Raw genomic sequence first — 16,377 nt, forward strand, 5'->3', positions numbered from 1 at the left:
TTAATGGTTCTCTTCGTGCGCCATCGACAGGTAGACGATGGTCAGCATCATGAAGATAAACGCCTGCAGGGTGATGATCAGGATGTGGAACACAGCCCACGCCCACTGCAGAACTACGCCCAGGCCGCTAAGCCAGAGCAGACCGCTGCCGAACATCACAGCAATCAGAATGAAGACCAGTTCGCCGGCGTACATGTTGCCGAACAGACGCAGTGCCAACGAAATCGGCTTGGCGACCAGTGTCACGAACTCCAGCAGGAAGTTCACCGGGATCAGCAGGGCTTGAACGAAGATATTCTTGCTGCCGAAAGGGTGCAGGGTCAGTTCGCCGATGAAGCCGCCGATGCCCTTGACCTTGATGCTGTAGAAAATGATCAACGCGAACACCGACAGGGCCATGCCCAGGGTAGCGTTCGGGTCAGTGGTCGATACGGCACGGAACGGAATGTGCGCATCACCGGTGAACAGGATGGCCAGCTGAGGAATCCAGTCGACCGGTACCAGGTCGACAGCGTTCATCAGGAACACCCAGACGAAGATGGTCAGTGCCAGCGGTGCAATCACCGGGCTACGACCATGGAAGCTGTCTTTCACGCTGCCATCGACGAATTCGACCAATACTTCAACGAAGTTCTGCAAAGCACCCGGTTGACCCGACGTCGCCTTCTTTGCCGCCATGCGGAAAATCAGAACGAAGATCAGACCCAATGCGACCGACCAGCCGAGGGTATCGACGTGGAAAGCCCAGAAGCCCATCTCTTTGGCTTCTGCTGCGGTGTGGGCAAAGCCCCAGCCGCCGGTAGGATGCTGACCGAAGGTCAGGTTCTGCAAGTGGTGCTGGATATAGCCCGAAGCGGTTGTCTCTGCCATGGTTGCCTCAAACGCCCTAAGGTCTCGAAAGTCTTGTTCTCATCAGCAGGGGCGCGAACCAGCTGACCAGTTGGGTCAACACGAAGACGCCGAATACAGCTAACGGCGCCAATGGCTTCACACCTGCAAACGTCAATGCAAAGAGCACTGCCGTCAGAATTAATTTGCCCGCCTCGCCAGCATAAAAAGACCGGACGATGGCTTGAGCTGCTCGGGCGCCGGAAAACCGAAATGCCCTGTGAGCGAAATAAACATTGGGTAACAAGGCTATCAGGCCTCCGCAAAGACCTGAGTACCCGGCAACGACTCCATACCATTGCCAGAGCGCCAGAGCGGCAATGAGCAAAACGATAAATTGAGCCATTAACACCGGAAAAACTGCCAGGCGATGGAACGGCAAGCGGTTTGGCGTGCGGGTTTCCATCACTTTTACTCCCCAATGGTCGGCTGCCAGAATTCAGTAACTTGGCATAATTTGTGCCGACAAAATGCGCGCAGAGTATAGGGGCGCTTCTGCCCCTATTCAACTGTCAGGTAGTGATTTCCGACTGCGCGCTACATGAGGAAATGTTTCAGCGGATGTGTGCAAGCACGCCTTGAAGCTCGTCGAGAGAGTTATAGCCAATCACCAACTGCCCTTTACCCTTCTTTCCATGACGGATCTGCACCGCAGAGCCTAGGCGCTCGGCCAGGCGCTGCTCGAGTCGAGCGATATCCGGATCGGGTTTTGCCGCTTCCACCGGCTCCGGTTTACCACTCAGCCACTGGCGAACCAGTGCCTCGGTTTGGCGCACGGTCAGCCCGCGTGCGACAACGTGTCGCGCCCCTTCAACCTGTTGATTCTCCGGCAAACCGAGCAAAGCACGTGCATGACCCATTTCCAGGTCACCGTGCGAGAGCATGGTTTTGATGACTTCCGGCAATGCGATCAAGCGTAGCAGGTTCGCCACGGTGACCCGGGATTTGCCCACGGCCTCGGCAACTTGCTGCTGAGTCAGCTGGAATTCCTGCTGCAAACGTTGCAGGGCCACGGCTTCTTCGATCGGATTGAGGTCTTCGCGCTGAATGTTCTCGATCAGCGCCATGGCAATCGCGGTTTCATCCGGCACATCGCGCACCATCGCCGGGATGGTTTCCTGGCCAGCCTGCTGGCTCGCGCGCCAGCGCCGTTCACCGGCAATGATTTCGAAACGACCGCTGCCGATCGGACGCACCACAATGGGCTGCATCACGCCTTGGGCCTTGATCGACTGCGCCAGCTCTTCGAGTGCCTGCGGGTCCATGTCGCGACGCGGCTGATACTTGCCACGCTGGATCAGGTCCAGCGGCAAATGCTGCAACTCACGCTGATCGGCCTGCACCGCTTGCTCTTCGAGCGAGCTGACAGTCGGACCACTCAGCAGTGCATCCAGTCCACGTCCGAGACCTCGTTTCTTGACGGCCATGGGGATTCCTTAAGTTGCCTGAGCGGCGGCGGTGCGTGAGTTTTTGCGTTGACGGCGCACCAGCTCGCCGGCCAAGGCCAGGTAAGCGATGGCGCCACGCGATGATTTGTCGTACGCCAGCGCGGGCATGCCATAACTCGGCGCTTCGGCCAGGCGGATGTTGCGCGGAATCACCGTGTCGTAGAGCTGCTCGCCAAAGTGTTCCTTGAGCTGCGCCGAAACGTCGTTCATCAGGCTCAGGCGCGGGTCGTACATGGTCCGCAACAGGCCTTCGACTTTCAGGTTCGGGTTCAGCAGTTCGGCGATACGCTTGATGTTATCCACAAGGTCGCTCAACCCTTCGAGCGCGAAATACTCGCACTGCATCGGGATGATCACCCCATCGGCCGCCACCAGCGCGTTCAACGTCAGCATCGACAGGGACGGTGGGCAGTCGATCAGAATGTAATCGTAGTTCTCGCGGATCGGCGCCAGCGCACTGCGCAGACGACTTTCCTTCATCTGCATCTCCAGCAGCACCACTTCGGCCGCGGTCAGATCGCGGTTCGCCGGCAACAACTGGTAACCACCGTGCTCGGAGTAATGCATGGCCTGAGCCAGATCGCATTCGCCGATCAACAGGTCGTAGACCGAGTTTTCCAAGCCATGTTTATCCACACCGCTACCCATGGTGGCGTTGCCTTGTGGATCAAGATCGATCAACAGCACCCGGCGCTTGGTAGCGACCAGGGAAGCTGCGAGGTTGATGCAGGTGGTGGTCTTGCCCACACCACCCTTCTGGTTCGCTATCGCGAATACCTTAGCCATTCTTGCTTGTGTTCCCAATCATGCCGTGCGGCGCAGTATCAGCAGATGACGTTGGCCTTGGCAACCGGGTACGGCCAAGGCGTGTTCGCTATCGAGGTGGAAATCTGCCGGCAATGCTACCAGCTCATCGGCGGGATGAACGCCCTTCATTGCCAGCCACCGCGTATCGCGGTCGCCGAGATGACGCGTCCAGTTGCTGAAGTTTTCCATGCTGCTGAACGCCCGGGAAATGATCCCGTTGAAAGGCTGTTCTGGCTGGAAAGCTTCAACGCGGCTGTGGATAACTTGCAGGTTATCCAGTTTGAGTTCGAGTTTGACCTGGGTCAGGAAGCGGGTTTTCTTGCCGTTGCTGTCCAGGCACGTGATTTGCGACTCGGGAAACAGGATGGCCAACGGGATACCGGGCATGCCGCCACCGCTACCGACGTCCAGCCACCGACCGTTTTGCACAAAAGCCATCACGCTCAAGCTGTCGAGCAAATGCCGCGAAACCATTTCGTCCGGATCGCGCACGGCGGTCAGGTTGTAGGCCTTGTTCCATTTGATCAACAGGGCCAGATAACCCAGCAGCAACGTGTGCTGGGCCTCGGTCAGCGTGACACCGAGTTGGCGAGCACCTGTGGATAACTCTTCTGCGTGTTGCGAGGTGACCAACGAACTCAAGCGCTTTGCTCCAACTGACGGCCCGCGCCGCGTTTTTTCAAATGAATCATCAACAGCGAAATGGCTGCCGGCGTCACGCCCGGGATACGCGACGCCTGGCCCAGAGTTTCTGGTCGGGTCGCGCCGAGCTTGCTCTGGATCTCTTTGGAGAGACCGGAGATGTTCGTGTAATCGATATCCACAGGCAGTTTGGTGTTTTCACTGGCGCGCAGACGGACGATTTCGTCCTGCTGGCGATCAATGTAACCGGCATATTTGGTCTTGATTTCGACCTGTTCGGCGACCTGTGGATCTTCTGCCCCACCGCCAGTCACGGCGATCAGCCCGGCGTAGTCGATTTCCGGACGGCTCAAGAGGTTGAGCAAGTTGTATTCGTGGGTCAGCGGCGTACCGAATTTCTCGGCAATCGCATCGCCCTGCTCGGTATTCGGCCGCACCCAGGTACTTTTCAGGCGCTGCTCTTCGAGATCGATGCTTTCGCGCTTCTTGCAGAACGCCGCCCAACGCGCGTCATCGACCAGACCCAACTCGCGACCTTTTTCGGTCAAGCGCAGATCAGCGTTGTCTTCGCGCAGGATCAAACGGTATTCCGCCCGGGACGTGAACATCCGGTACGGTTCCTGGGTTCCCAGGGTAATCAGGTCGTCGACCAACACGCCGATGTACGCCTCATCGCGACGCGGACACCAGGCATCTTTGCCCTGAGCACGCAGCGCGGCGTTGGCTCCGGCCAGCAAACCTTGGGCGCCGGCTTCTTCGTAACCGGTGGTGCCGTTGATTTGCCCAGCGAAAAACAGACCGCCGATGACTTTGGTTTCGAGGCTGTATTTCAGGTCACGCGGGTCGAAGTAGTCGTACTCGATGGCGTAACCGGGGCGAACAATGTGCGCGTTTTCCATGCCACGAATCGATTGCACGATCTGCAATTGCACGTCGAACGGCAGGGAAGTGGAAATCCCGTTCGGGTACAGCTCGTGGGTAGTCAAACCTTCCGGTTCGATGAAGACCTGATGGCTTTCCTTGTCGGCAAAGCGATGGATCTTGTCTTCGATCGACGGGCAATAACGCGGGCCAATGCCTTCGATCAGCCCGGCATCGGAATACATCGGCGAACGGTCGAGGTTCGCGGCAATGATGTCGTGGGTCCGGGCGTTGGTGTGGGTAATCCAGCAGCTCACCTGTTTCGGGTGCTGCTCTTTGGAACCCATGAACGACATGACCGGGATCGGCGTGTCGCCCGCTTGCTCGGTCATCACCGAGAAATCCACCGAACGGCCGTCGATACGTGGCGGTGTGCCGGTTTTCAAACGACCGACGCGCAGTGGCAATTCACGCAGACGATGGGCCAGGGCAATCGACGGCGGATCACCGGCACGACCGCCGGAATAGTTCTGCATGCCGATGTGGATAAGTCCACCGAGGAAGGTGCCAGTGGTCAACACCACGGAATCGGCGAAGAAACGCAGACCCATTTGGGTGACAACACCGAGCACTTGTTCCTGTTCAACGATCAGGTCATCAGCGGCTTGTTGAAATATCCACAGGTTCGGCTGGTTTTCCAGGGCTTCGCGGACAGCGGCCTTGTACAGAACCCGGTCGGCTTGAGCACGAGTGGCTCGCACGGCCGGGCCTTTGCGGCTGTTCAACACGCGAAACTGGATACCACCCTTGTCGGTAGCCATGGCCATCGCGCCGCCGAGGGCGTCGATTTCCTTGACCAGGTGGCTTTTGCCGATCCCGCCAATGGCCGGGTTGCAACTCATGGCACCGAGGGTTTCCACGTTGTGCGTCAGCAACAGGGTTTTTGCCCCCATACGTGCTGACGCCAGTGCTGCCTCGGTACCGGCATGACCGCCGCCGATGACGATCACTTCAAAACGGGAAGGGAAATCCACCACGCACCTCGTGCCTGCTTAAGTAGGTAATTCAGGAATAGTTTGAGCCCGGGTTTCTGGACCAGGGCGGCAAGTATAGGGACTTCGCCCTTCCTAAAGAACCCTTTGCACAAAATTTAACCAGCTGTGGAGAACTCACGGTTATAGAAATTAAAAAGAAAGAAATTTATTAAATCTTTGTTTTTATGTTTATTTCTACTGAGCACAATTTCTGTGGATAGATCGCTACACGCCTTTATATTCAATATGTACAGAGATTCAAAACCCTGTGTTCATGTGCCAATGAGTCCGTTGGATAACCGGTATAAGCCTGTGGATGAAACAGGTGGTTATCCACAGAGGGGTTTATCTTCAGTTTTCACGCCCTGTTATCAACTGCCCTTAGAGGCACTTATTCACAGGGCTTAATCCACAGAAAAGTCGCTTTTGATGGAATTCCGCACAGCAAAATTCCAGCCGATGGCTCTGGCAGACCTTCATCGGTTGGAAAAAACAGCGATAAAACAGCCGATACGCGGTGGCCGATGGCTATTGTTAGTAGACGTAACAGAAGCTAATAATAGGCATTATCATTAACAAGCCCTGTTCTCTATGCCCTTAACCTCCCATTCGGCAGCCGTTCAACAGATCTATGAGCAGCACCATTCCTGGTTGTTCGGGTGGCTCAAGGGCAAGTTGCATGACACCTGCGATGCGGCCGATGTCGCGCATGACACCTTTTTGCGCATTCTCGGCTCGCGCAATGCCGTGCAGATCCGCGAACCGCGCGACTATCTGGCCACCATCGCCCGGGGTCTGGTGATTGATCGCTACCGCCGACGGGCGATCGAACTCGCCTATCTGGAAACCCTGGCCGCCCGCCCCGAGGCCACGGCCATCAGCGAAGAAGACAAGGCGTTGATCATCGAAACCCTGGTCGCTGTGGATAAAGCCTTGGCGGGATTGGGCGCGCGGGCGCAGCGGATATTCATGCTGTCGCAGATCGAAGGCCTGACTTATCAACAGATCGCCTGTGAGTTGAAGGTGTCGCTGACCACGGTGAAAAAACACATGATCCGCGCGCTCACCGAATGCTCTTTGATCATGGGGTCTCTTTAATGACCGCCGCGCCTGATCGCAAAGTCTTCGAAGCGGCGGCCAGTTGGTACGTGCAGTTTCAGAGCGAACCGCCCTCGCCCGCGCAGCGCCAGGCCTGGCAGCAGTGGGTCGAGAGCAATCCGGCGCACCTCGCCGCGTGGAATCAGATGGAGCAACTGCAACGGCACTTGGGCGCAATGCCCCGAGACCTGACGCGCCGCGCCTTGTCCCCGACGCAACAACGCCGGCAGGTGCTGAAGCTTTTGCTGATTCTCGCCGGCAGCGGCTATGTCGGTTGGAATGTGCAGAAACACACGGCGTTGGGCAATGTCTGGGCCGACTATTCCACCAATGTCGGCCAGCGACGCAGCATCGAATTGGCCGACGGCAGCCAGATTCACCTCAACACCAACACCGCCATCGATGTGATGTTCGATGGCCAGCAACGCCTGATTCGTTTGCGTTCGGGAGAAATCCTCGTCCGCACGGGCAAGCTCGGCGACTCGCGGGCGTTTTTCGTCGAGACCGAGGAAGGACGGATTCAAGCGTTGGGCACGCGGTTTTCGGTGCATCAGCTGTCCGCCAAAACCCGAGTCGGTGTGCTGGAAGATCGCGTGAGCATTCAGCCCAATGACCAGCAAAGCAGCCCGCGCGTATTGAATGCCGGTGAAGGCGTGGACTTTCGTAGCGACCGCGTCGGTGCGATTCATCCTTACAAATTGTCGGAAGCGGCGTGGATCAACGGCCAATTGATTGTTCTGGACACGCCGCTGGACGAGGTCATCCGCGAGCTTGGGCGCTATCGTTCCGGCGTTCTGCAGTGTGACGAACGTGCGGCGCGGTTGCGGGTTTCCGGGACTTTTCGCCTCGATTCAACAGATGCCGTGCTGGCCAACCTGCAAGCTTCGCTGCCGATCAACGTGCGTTATTTCACGCGTTATTGGGTGTCGATCAGCCAGGCCGTTTGACCCTCCGGAAAATAATTCTGGCGCGGGGTTATCTTTTTCAGTCCTGACACGGCCCTACAGGTAATCGCGATCAACGCGGCTCTTTGCCACCTTCAGGGCTTACCCATCCATGCGACTTCCTACGTTCCGACTGCGCTTTTCCCACCACTGCATTGCCTACAGTTTGTTGATGACCAGCGCTGCCAGTTGCCTGGTGACGACCAGCCCTGCGCTCGCGGCCAGCGTCACGCAACGCTATGCCATCGCGGCCGGTCCGCTGGACAACGCATTGAGCCAGTTCGCGTCGGCAGCCAATGTAATCCTCTCATTCTCGCCGCAGCAAACCGCGCAGTTGCGCAGTCAGGGCCTGGCCGGCAGCTATTCGGTCGAACAGGGTTTCGCCATGTTGCTGCAGAACTCCGGTCTGCAGGCCGTTTCGCAGGCGCCGGGCAGTTACATTCTGCAAGCCGTGCCGGCGTCCGGGCCGTTGGTGCTCGGGGAGACCAACATCAACGGCGTGCAACAGAATGAGATGAATCTGGATTACGCCGCCGACGTTGGCTACAAGGCTTCGAACAGTCGGGTCGGTACGAAAACCAGTACGCCGCTGTCGGAAACGCCGCGTTCGGTGTCAGTCGTTACCGCGCAACGCATGAAAGACCAGAAGTCTCAGACGCTGACAGATGTTTTGGGCTACGTGCCGGGGATCTTCGCGCCACCGTTTGCCGCCGGCGACAGTCTGGCCGGTGATCTGTTTTTCATCCGAGGTTTCAACGCCACCGATTACGGCTACGGCTTATTGCGCGATGGCCTACGCGTGCAGGGCAATCGGTACGACACCAGCACTGAACCTTACGGCCTCGAGCGCGTGGAAATTTTCCGCGGCCCGTCCTCGCTGCTGTACGGCGAAAACGCGCCGGGCGGGCTGGTCAATCTGGTGAGCAAGCGCCCTACCGCAGCGCCTCAGGGTGAAGTGCAACTGAGTTACGGCTCCAACAACCGCCGTCAGTTGGGCGTCGATGTCTCCGGGCCGCTGGACGATGACGGCAACATCCTTGGGCGCATCGTCATGCTTGGCCGCAACGCCGAGACCCAAACGGACCATGTACCGGACGATCGCATTTACATCGCGCCGTCGCTGACCCTGAATTTCGACGACTACAACACCCTGACACTGCTGGCCAACTACCAGAAAGACCACACCAACATGGAACTTGGCCTACCTGCCGCCGGCACTTTGCTGACGAACCCCAACGGCAAGTTATCCAAAGACACCATGCTCGGCGATCCTGACTGGAACACCTTCGAGCGCGAAACCTGGAGCACGGGTTATGAATTTACCCACAGCTTCAACGACGATTGGCAGTTCCGGCAGAACTCGCGTTACATGCAGTCGCGCATTACCCGCCACGAAACCTGGCCGGGCAACCTGAACAACGGCGGTTTCGGCACTCGCCTGAACATGACTGCCTACGATCGCTTCAACAAATCGATGGTCTACTCGCTGGATAACCAGTTGGAAGGCAAATTCGACGTCGGCGGTTTGCAAAACACCGTGTTGTTCGGCGGCAGTTTCGACCGGACTTCGTTTAATCAGGATTGGAACGCCGGGCTGGTCGGGCCGATTGATATCTACAACCCGGTTTACCTGCGCGACCCGACGACGCCAATCGCGGTGCAAAACACTTTGCTCGAGCAACAGATGAAAGGTGTTTATGCACAGGTGCAGAGCAAGTACGACCGTTGGTTGTTCCTGCTCGGTGGCCGTCAGGATTGGGTCGACAGCGATTTCCGCGACAAAGTGGCGCGCGGCAGCAACATCAGTTCCGAGGATAGGAAATTCACCTATCAGGGCGGGGTGATGTACCAGTTCGACAACGGTATGACGCCGTACGTCAGCTATTCGACTGCGTTTGTCCCGGTGCAGCAGATCTCCAATTCCGGCGCGCCGCTGGAGCCGATCACCAGCAGCCAATATGAAGTCGGTTTGAAGTACGAGCCGCCGGGCTGGGACACCGCGTTTACCGCCTCGGTCTACGACCTGCGCAAAAAGGATGACACCTACTTCGACGCGACCACCGCGAGCTATCGCCAAGTCGGCGAGAGCCGCGCCAAAGGGGTGGAGCTGGAACTCAACAGCGACCTGACGCCAAACCTCAACGTGACAGCGGCCTACACCTACACCGACGCGCGGATCACCAAGGATTCGGCGACTTCCCTGGTCAAGGATCACCAAATGACCGGCGTGCCGCGCAATCAGGCCTCGGTCTGGGCCAAGTACCGATTCCTCGAAAGCAGTTTGAAGGGACTGTATGTCGGTGGCGGCGTGCGGTACTTCGACAGCGCGTTTTCCTACACCGCGCCTACTCTCTACGGCAAGCTTGATGCCGGCGACGTGACGTTGGTCGACGCGGCGATTGGCTACCAGATTGACCGCAACTGGACCGTCGACCTGAATGCGAAAAACCTGTTCGACAAGGAATACGTGTCTGGCTGTAACGACGCTGGACGCTGCTACTGGGGAGAAAAACGTACTTTGTTAGGTTCTGTGTCGTACAACTGGTAAAAACAAAACGGGCTGTGGATAAGTTACCCACAGCCCGCTGCATTTATTTACCGATGCAGAAACTGGAAAAGATCCGACCGAGCAAATCATCGGAGCTGAATGCGCCGGTGATTTCGCCCAACGAATGCTGCGCCTGGCGCAAATCCTCCGCCAACAACTCACCAGCACCCGCAAGGGTCAGCTGCGCTCGGCCGTGCTCGAGCGATGCGCTGGCATGGCGCAACGCTTCCAAGTGACGTCGGCGGGCGCTGAAGCTGCTTTCCGAGGTCTGCTCGTAGCCCATGCAGGTCTTCAGGTGCTCGCGCAGCAACTCAAGGCCTTCGCCCGCCGATTTGGCGCTGAGGCTGATGGTGACATGGCCATCGTCGCTGACTTCCAGGGCAATCGCTTCGCCAGTCAGGTCAGCCTTGTTGCGGATCAGCGTGACTTTGGCCGGGTCCGGGCGGGTTTCGAGGAATTCCGGCCACAACGCAAACGGGTCGAGTGCTTCGGGCGCGGTAGCGTCGACCACCAGCAGCACTCGATCTGCTTCGCCGATGGCTTTCAACGCACGCTCGACACCGATTTTTTCAACCTGATCGTCGGTATCGCGCAGGCCAGCGGTGTCGACCACGTGCAGCGGCATGCCATCGATGTGGATATGTTCACGAAGAATGTCGCGAGTCGTGCCGGCAATCTCGGTCACGATCGCTGCTTCTCGACCGGCCAATGCATTGAGCAAACTGGATTTGCCGGCATTCGGCCGCCCGGCGATCACCACGTTCATGCCGTCGCGCAGCAAAGCGCCCTGCCCGGCTTCGCGCAGCACTGTGGATAACTCGTCGCGGACTTTGTCGAGCATGCTCAGCACGTGGCCATCGGCGAGGAAGTCGATTTCTTCTTCCGGGAAGTCGATGGCGGCTTCGACGTAGATGCGCAGGCCGATCAACTGTTCGGTGAGGTTATGCACACGCTGGGAAAACGCGCCTTGCAAGGAACGCAGGGCATTGCGCGCAGCCTGTGCAGAACTTGCCTCGATCAAATCGGCGATTGCCTCGGCCTGGGCGAGGTCGAGTTTGTCGTTAAGGAACGCGCGCTCGCTGAACTCGCCCGGCCGGGCCAAACGGCAACCCAGTTCCAGGCAACGCTTGAGCAGCATGTCGAGGACGATCGGGCCGCCGTGGCCCTGGAGTTCCAGCACGTCTTCGCCGGTAAACGAGTTCGGCCCGGGAAAATACAGGGCGATGCCTTCGTCCAACACTTCGGCGTCTTCACTGAGGAATGGGCCGTAGTGCGCGTATCGCGGTTTCAGGTCGCGGCCGCTGATGGCTTTGGCCGCCGCACTTGCCAGCGGCCCGGAAATACGGACGATGCCCACCCCGCCGCGACCTTGAGCGGTGGCGACGGCAGCGATGGTTTCACGAGGAACGCTCATAAACCGGTATCCAGACAAAAATGACAGATAGCAAAACGCCCCACTAGGGGGCGTTTTGAGTGGTTATCCACAGAGTAAGTTACGCAGCAGCATTCTTGGTAGCGGCTTCGATCTTACGTGTGATGTACCACTGTTGGCTGATGGACAGCACGTTGTTGACCACCCAGTACAGCACCAGACCAGCTGGGAACCACAGGAAGAAGAAGGTGAAGATGATTGGCATCATTTTCATCACTTTCGCCTGCATCGGATCCGGCGGAGTCGGGTTCAAGCGCTGCTGGATAAACATGGTTGCGCCCATGATGATCGGCAGGATGAAGAACGGATCCTTGATCGACAGGTCAGTTATCCACAGCATGAATGGCGCTTGGCGCATTTCCACGCTTTCGAGCAGAACCCAGTACAGCGAAAGGAAAACCGGCATCTGCACGAGGATTGGCAAGCAGCCGCCCAGTGGATTGATCTTCTCTTTCTTGTACAGCTCCATCATGGCTTGCGACATTTTCTGCCGGTCGTCGCCATGTTGCTCTTTCAACGCAGCCAGTTTCGGTGCCACTGCACGCATGCGCGCCATGGATTTGTAGCTGGCGGCGGACAACGGGAAGAACAAGCCTTTGATCAGCATGGTCAGGAAGATGATCGACCAGCCCCAGTTACCGACAATGGCGTGGATGTGTTGCAGCAACCAGAAGATCGGTTGGGCAATGAACCACAGGATGCCGTAGTCGACGGTCAATTCCAGACCTGGGGACAACTCTTTCAGCACAGCCTGGCTTTTCGGACCGGCGTACAGCAAGGCGCTGACTTCACCTTTGGCACCCGGCGCGATGGTTACAGCTGGCGCGGTGTAACCAATGATGTAGTTGCCTTTGCTGTCTTTACGGGTCTGGACGACATTGTTTTCGCCCTTCGCCGGAATCCACGCAGTCACAAAGTAGTGTTGCAACCAGGCAACCCAGCCACCGTTAACGGTTTCTTTCAGCTGAGCCTTGTCCATGTCCTTCATCGACACTTTTTTGTACGGCTCGTTACTTGTCCACAGGGCGGCGCCCAGGTAAGTCGCGGTGCCAGTAGCAGTGCTGGAGGATGGATCGGAGCTGGCGTCACGCTTCAGTTGGGCAAACATTGCACCCGACCAAGGCTTTTCGCTGGTGTTGTCGATCAAGTAGGAAACGGTTACGTCGTACAAGCCGCGTTTCACGGTGAAGCGCTTGATGTAGTTGACGCCGTCGTTGCTGAACTTCAGGTCCACGACCAATTGGTCTTGGCCGTCAGCCAGTTGGTAAAGCTTCTTCTCCGAGGCGTAAACCGGACGACCGGTAGGACTTGCGTCCGGACCATCAGTGCCGATCAAACCGCTTTGGGCCAGATAAGTCCGCTCGTTGCCGTTATCGAACAGCTGGAATGGAATTTCCGGATGATCCTGGCGACGTGGATACAGCGGCAGTGTCAACTGAGCAACATCACCACCTTGTGGATCGATTGCCAGGTTGAGCACATCCGTTTTGATCTGGATGAGGTCTTTACTGACAGCTACCGGAGTTTCGGCAGGTGCAGTACTGGTATCGCTTGCAGCGCGTGGAATGTCGTCACTGACAGAAGCATTATTGCCAGTCGCCGTGTCCGGTAGACCCGGTGCGGTAGTACTGGAAGCAACATTCTGAGTCGGCAGGGCAGCCTGGCCATAGTCCTGGTTCCATTTAAGAACCATAACGTAGGACACGATTGCCAGGGCGACGATCAGGATCGTGCGTTTGATATCCATGATTACTCGGCCATCGAAGAAGAACGGGAGGTAGGGATAGGTGGAACCGGGTCGTAACCACCGGGATTCCACGGATGACAGCGACCTAAACGACGAAAGGCCAGCCAGCCACCGCGCAGAAGGCCATGATTTTCTATGGCTTCATACGCGTAGCAGGAACAACTGGGGTAGAAACGACAGTGACTGGCCATCAAGGGACTAATGGCATAGCGATAAAACTGGATCGGAACGAGTGCCAGTTTACGCATCGGGACTGTCTACCCCTACAGTTTCGGTTTTGACTGCTGGTACTGGCGTGCTGCGTGCCAGACGCTTCCAGAGTTTGCCGAAATGCTGAATCAATTCGGGGTTTTCTACGTCCCCCAAACCTTTGCGCGCGACGATAACAATGTCCCAACCGACCAGTGATTCCTGGTTCAGACGGAACGATTCGCGCATCAGACGTTTGAGGCGATTGCGCTCGACGGAGAGCTTTACGCTCTTTTTCCCGATAACCAGCCCGAGACGGGGGTGATCAAGATCGTTATTGCGCGCAAGGAGCAGGAGATTTTTCCCCGGAACCTTGCCGGTAGGGGAGTCAAAGACTGCCTTGAAATGCCGGGGGGTAAGCAAACGCTTCTCCCGACTGAAGTCCTGACTCACCTCCAGTGCCGGATTATCAAACTGCCAGACGCGCACGACCTTTGGCGCGACGACGCGACAGGACGGCGCGACCGTTTTTGGTTGCCATGCGAGCACGGAAACCGTGGGTACGAGCGCGTTTGATAGTGCTTGGTTGGAAAGTACGTTTCATTGTCGTGTTACCTGGTTCGTCCACAACGGGCCGGAATGGCCCCCGTTTTAAGAGACCGGGGATTCTAGAGAAAGCAAGCCTCTAGGTCAATTTCCAACCAACGTTTCCTTATAAATAGATCTGCAGGGGTTTGCGCGCTCGACACCCTTCGCTAGATATAGAAATAAAGAAGGGAATTATTTAAAGCTTTTCTGTAAAGCTTATAAAAGCTAGGGCGACCATCTTCTGTGGATAACTGCATCCAGCCCTTCTAACCCGCGATGTACAGAGAATGACAAGTACGGTGGAAAACGGTGGTCAGCCTGTGCTGCGCTGTCGGATAAGCTGTGTGTGGAATGGCCAGTTATCCACAGGCCAGTTATCCACCGAGTTTACCCCCCACTTGTCCAGTGCCCTCAGAGGCGGTTATCCACAGAGCTTATGCACATACCGCCGGTCGCCTTTTCAGTGGTTAACGCATTGATAATTCATGGGCTGTGCGCAACCTGCATGTGGATAAGTGGACGGCGCGCCGCTACAATGGCCGCTTGTTTTTGCCTCACCGGCTTTCAACTTAGGGGATATCCGTGTCAGTGGAACTTTGGCAGCAGTGCGTGGAGCTTTTGCGCGATGAGCTGCCTGCCCAACAATTCAACACTTGGATCCGTCCACTACAGGTCGAAGCCGAAGGCGACGAGTTGCGTGTCTACGCACCGAACCGCTTTGTTCTCGACTGGGTCAACGAAAAGTACCTGGGCCGCGTCCTTGAACTGCTCGATGAGCACGGCAACGGCCTCGCGCCTGCGCTGTCCTTATTAATAGGCAGCAAACGCAGCTCGGCACCTCGCGCGGCACCTAATGCTCCGCTGGCGGCCGCGGCTTCGCAGGCACAGTCCGCGCAAGCGCCGGTCAGTGCGCCAGCCCCTGCCCCGGTCGCGACCAACCAGAACAGCCAGACCAAACGTCCCACGCAAAAAATCGCCGACGTCAGTGAAGAGCCGTCCCGCGACAGCTTCGACCCGATGGCCGGTGCCAGTTCGCAACAGGCGCCGATTCGCGCCGAACAGCGCACCGTGCAAGTCGAAGGCGCGCTCAAGCACACCAGCTATCTGAACCGCACGTTCACCTTCGAAAACTTCGTCGAAGGCAAGTCCAACCAGTTGGCCCGTGCGGCAGCCTGGCAAGTGGCGGACAACCCCAAGCATGGTTACAACCCGCTCTTCCTTTATGGCGGCGTTGGTTTGGGTAAAACCCACTTGATGCACGCGGTGGGTAACCACCTATTAAAGAAGAACCCGAATGCCAAGGTCGTGTACCTGCATTCCGAGCGTTTCGTGGCCGACATGGTCAAGGCGCTGCAACTGAACGCAATCAACGAATTCAAACGCTTCTACCGCTCGGTGGATGCGCTGCTGATCGATGACATTCAGTTCTTCGCTCGCAAGGAGCGTTCGCAGGAAGAGTTTTTCCACACCTTCAACGCCCTGCTCGAAGGTGGCCAGCAGGTCATTCTCACCAGTGACCGCTACCCGAAAGAAATCGAGGGCCTTGAAGAGCGCCTGAAATCCCGCTTCGGCTGGGGCCTGACGGTTGCCGTCGAGCCGCCGGAGCTGGAAACCCGCGTGGCGATCCTGATGAAAAAGGCCGATCAGGCCAAAGTCGATCTGCCCCACGATGCGGCGTTCTTTATTGCCCAGCGCATTCGCTCCAACGTCCGTGAGTTGGAAGGCGCGCTGAAACGCGTGATTGCCCACTCGCACTTCATGGGCCGCGACATCACCATCGAGCTGATTCGCGAATCCCTGAAAGACCTGTTGGCGCTGCAAGACAAACTGGTCTCTGTGGATAACATTCAGCGCACCGTCGCCGAGTACTACAAGATCAAGATCTCCGACTTGCTGTCCAAGCGTCGTTCACGCTCGGTCGCCCGTCCGCGTCAGGTTGCAATGGCCCTCTCCAAAGAGTTGACTAACCACAGCCTGCCGGAAATCGGCGATGTGTTTGGCGGCCGCGACCACACGACTGTTTTGCACGCCTGCCGCAAGATCAACGAACTCAAGGAATCCGACGCGGACATCCGCGAGGACTACAAGAACCTGCTGCGAACACTGACCACTTGATGAACTCCAGCGCAGCTTATTAAGGCAAGGGACTAG

15 protein-coding genes are annotated in these 16,377 nt (G+C 57.4%); 4 read left to right on the forward strand and 11 right to left on the reverse strand.

The features are described from left to right. The 6 genes from atpB to mnmG form a co-directional block, all read right to left on the reverse strand. A complete protein-coding gene (gene atpB / locus FBY12_RS17400) occupies window positions 1-870 on the reverse strand; it encodes a F0F1 ATP synthase subunit A (RefSeq protein ID WP_121732609.1) in 870 nt (289 codons plus the stop codon). A gap of 16 nt (window positions 871-886) precedes the next feature. Next, a complete protein-coding gene (locus tag FBY12_RS17405) occupies window positions 887-1,294 on the reverse strand; it encodes a F0F1 ATP synthase subunit I (protein WP_054048155.1) in 408 nt (135 codons plus the stop codon). Between the two features lie 148 nt (window positions 1,295-1,442). Next, window positions 1,443-2,315 carry a ParB/RepB/Spo0J family partition protein gene (locus FBY12_RS17410; RefSeq protein ID WP_092275722.1) on the reverse strand — a complete coding sequence of 291 codons (873 nt, stop codon included), beginning with the start codon at window positions 2,313-2,315 and terminating at the stop codon, window positions 1,443-1,445. A gap of 9 nt (window positions 2,316-2,324) precedes the next feature. Further along, window positions 2,325-3,122, reverse strand: coding sequence for a ParA family protein (locus FBY12_RS17415; RefSeq protein ID WP_092275719.1), 798 nt, complete (start codon window positions 3,120-3,122; stop codon window positions 2,325-2,327). 18 nt (window positions 3,123-3,140) lie between these two features. Next, window positions 3,141-3,785 (reverse strand): 16S rRNA (guanine(527)-N(7))-methyltransferase RsmG, encoded by a 645-nt coding sequence (gene rsmG, locus FBY12_RS17420; RefSeq protein WP_145254315.1) that lies wholly within the window; start codon window positions 3,783-3,785, stop codon window positions 3,141-3,143. Then, the gene (mnmG, locus tag FBY12_RS17425) at window positions 3,782-5,680 is read right to left on the reverse strand and encodes a tRNA uridine-5-carboxymethylaminomethyl(34) synthesis enzyme MnmG (protein ID WP_145254318.1); all 1,899 of its coding nucleotides are present in this window, start codon (window positions 5,678-5,680) and stop codon (window positions 3,782-3,784) included. The genes rsmG and mnmG overlap by 4 nt, the downstream gene beginning before the upstream one ends. A gap of 591 nt (window positions 5,681-6,271) precedes the next feature. Here mnmG and FBY12_RS17430 point away from each other — a divergent pair. The 3 genes from FBY12_RS17430 (at window position 6,272) to FBY12_RS17440 (ending at window position 10,270) form a co-directional block, all read left to right on the forward strand. Then, window positions 6,272-6,778 carry a sigma-70 family RNA polymerase sigma factor gene (locus FBY12_RS17430; protein WP_145254321.1) on the forward strand — a complete coding sequence of 169 codons (507 nt, stop codon included), beginning with the start codon at window positions 6,272-6,274 and terminating at the stop codon, window positions 6,776-6,778. Next, window positions 6,778-7,725: a FecR domain-containing protein gene (locus tag FBY12_RS17435; protein ID WP_145254324.1), complete on the forward strand. Its 948-nt coding sequence runs from the start codon at window positions 6,778-6,780 to the stop codon at window positions 7,723-7,725. Before FBY12_RS17430 ends, FBY12_RS17435 begins: the two co-directional genes overlap by 1 nt. A 109-nt stretch (window positions 7,726-7,834) precedes the next feature. Further along, on the forward strand, window positions 7,835-10,270 hold the full coding sequence (locus tag FBY12_RS17440) for a TonB-dependent siderophore receptor (RefSeq protein ID WP_145254326.1): 2,436 nt from the start codon (window positions 7,835-7,837) through the stop codon (window positions 10,268-10,270). A 43-nt stretch (window positions 10,271-10,313) separates the two neighbouring features. Here FBY12_RS17440 and mnmE read toward each other — a convergent pair whose 3' ends face one another. From mnmE to rpmH, 5 genes are all read right to left on the reverse strand, one after another. Next, entirely contained in the window at window positions 10,314-11,684 is a 1,371-nt protein-coding gene (gene mnmE / locus FBY12_RS17445; RefSeq protein WP_145254330.1) for a tRNA uridine-5-carboxymethylaminomethyl(34) synthesis GTPase MnmE, read from the reverse strand. 79 nt (window positions 11,685-11,763) lie between these two features. Next, window positions 11,764-13,449, reverse strand: coding sequence for a membrane protein insertase YidC (yidC, locus tag FBY12_RS17450; RefSeq protein WP_145254333.1), 1,686 nt, complete (start codon window positions 13,447-13,449; stop codon window positions 11,764-11,766). A 2-nt stretch (window positions 13,450-13,451) separates the two neighbouring features. Then, window positions 13,452-13,697 (reverse strand): membrane protein insertion efficiency factor YidD, encoded by a 246-nt coding sequence (gene yidD / locus FBY12_RS17455; RefSeq protein WP_080761984.1) that lies wholly within the window; start codon window positions 13,695-13,697, stop codon window positions 13,452-13,454. Beyond that, entirely contained in the window at window positions 13,690-14,091 is a 402-nt protein-coding gene (rnpA, locus tag FBY12_RS17460) for a ribonuclease P protein component (RefSeq protein WP_197675593.1), read from the reverse strand. The genes yidD and rnpA overlap by 8 nt, the downstream gene beginning before the upstream one ends. A 16-nt stretch (window positions 14,092-14,107) precedes the next feature. Continuing rightward, window positions 14,108-14,242: a 50S ribosomal protein L34 gene (gene rpmH / locus FBY12_RS27735; RefSeq protein WP_003213577.1), complete on the reverse strand. Its 135-nt coding sequence runs from the start codon at window positions 14,240-14,242 to the stop codon at window positions 14,108-14,110. Window positions 14,243-14,808: 566 nt separating this feature from the next. Here rpmH and dnaA point away from each other — a divergent pair. Then, window positions 14,809-16,341, forward strand: a complete 1,533-nt coding sequence (dnaA, locus tag FBY12_RS17470) for a chromosomal replication initiator protein DnaA (protein ID WP_145254336.1) — start codon at window positions 14,809-14,811, stop codon at window positions 16,339-16,341. Window positions 16,342-16,377: the final 36 nt, after the last annotated feature.

The sequence above is a fragment of the Pseudomonas sp. SJZ131 genome (assembly GCF_007828705.1).
Taxonomy (GTDB): Bacteria; Pseudomonadota; Gammaproteobacteria; order Pseudomonadales; family Pseudomonadaceae; genus Aquipseudomonas; species Aquipseudomonas prosekii.

What these genes read in the sequence shown, in the direction of transcription:
- FBY12_RS17440 (WP_145254326.1), top strand. Translation starts at nt 7,835, where the DNA reads ATGCGACTTCCTACGTTCCGACTGCGCTTTTCCCACCACTGCATTGCC.
- atpB (WP_121732609.1), bottom strand. Translation starts at nt 870, where the DNA reads ATGGCAGAGACAACCGCTTCGGGCTATATCCAGCACCACTTGCAGAAC.
- rpmH (WP_003213577.1), bottom strand. Translation starts at nt 14,242, where the DNA reads ATGAAACGTACTTTCCAACCAAGCACTATCAAACGCGCTCGTACCCAC.
- FBY12_RS17430 (WP_145254321.1), top strand. Translation starts at nt 6,272, where the DNA reads ATGCCCTTAACCTCCCATTCGGCAGCCGTTCAACAGATCTATGAGCAG.
- FBY12_RS17415 (WP_092275719.1), bottom strand. Translation starts at nt 3,122, where the DNA reads ATGGCTAAGGTATTCGCGATAGCGAACCAGAAGGGTGGTGTGGGCAAG.
- mnmE (WP_145254330.1), bottom strand. Translation starts at nt 11,684, where the DNA reads ATGAGCGTTCCTCGTGAAACCATCGCTGCCGTCGCCACCGCTCAAGGT.
- yidD (WP_080761984.1), bottom strand. Translation starts at nt 13,697, where the DNA reads ATGCGTAAACTGGCACTCGTTCCGATCCAGTTTTATCGCTATGCCATT.
- FBY12_RS17435 (WP_145254324.1), top strand. Translation starts at nt 6,778, where the DNA reads ATGACCGCCGCGCCTGATCGCAAAGTCTTCGAAGCGGCGGCCAGTTGG.
- yidC (WP_145254333.1), bottom strand. Translation starts at nt 13,449, where the DNA reads ATGGATATCAAACGCACGATCCTGATCGTCGCCCTGGCAATCGTGTCC.
- FBY12_RS17405 (WP_054048155.1), bottom strand. Translation starts at nt 1,294, where the DNA reads ATGGAAACCCGCACGCCAAACCGCTTGCCGTTCCATCGCCTGGCAGTT.
- FBY12_RS17410 (WP_092275722.1), bottom strand. Translation starts at nt 2,315, where the DNA reads ATGGCCGTCAAGAAACGAGGTCTCGGACGTGGACTGGATGCACTGCTG.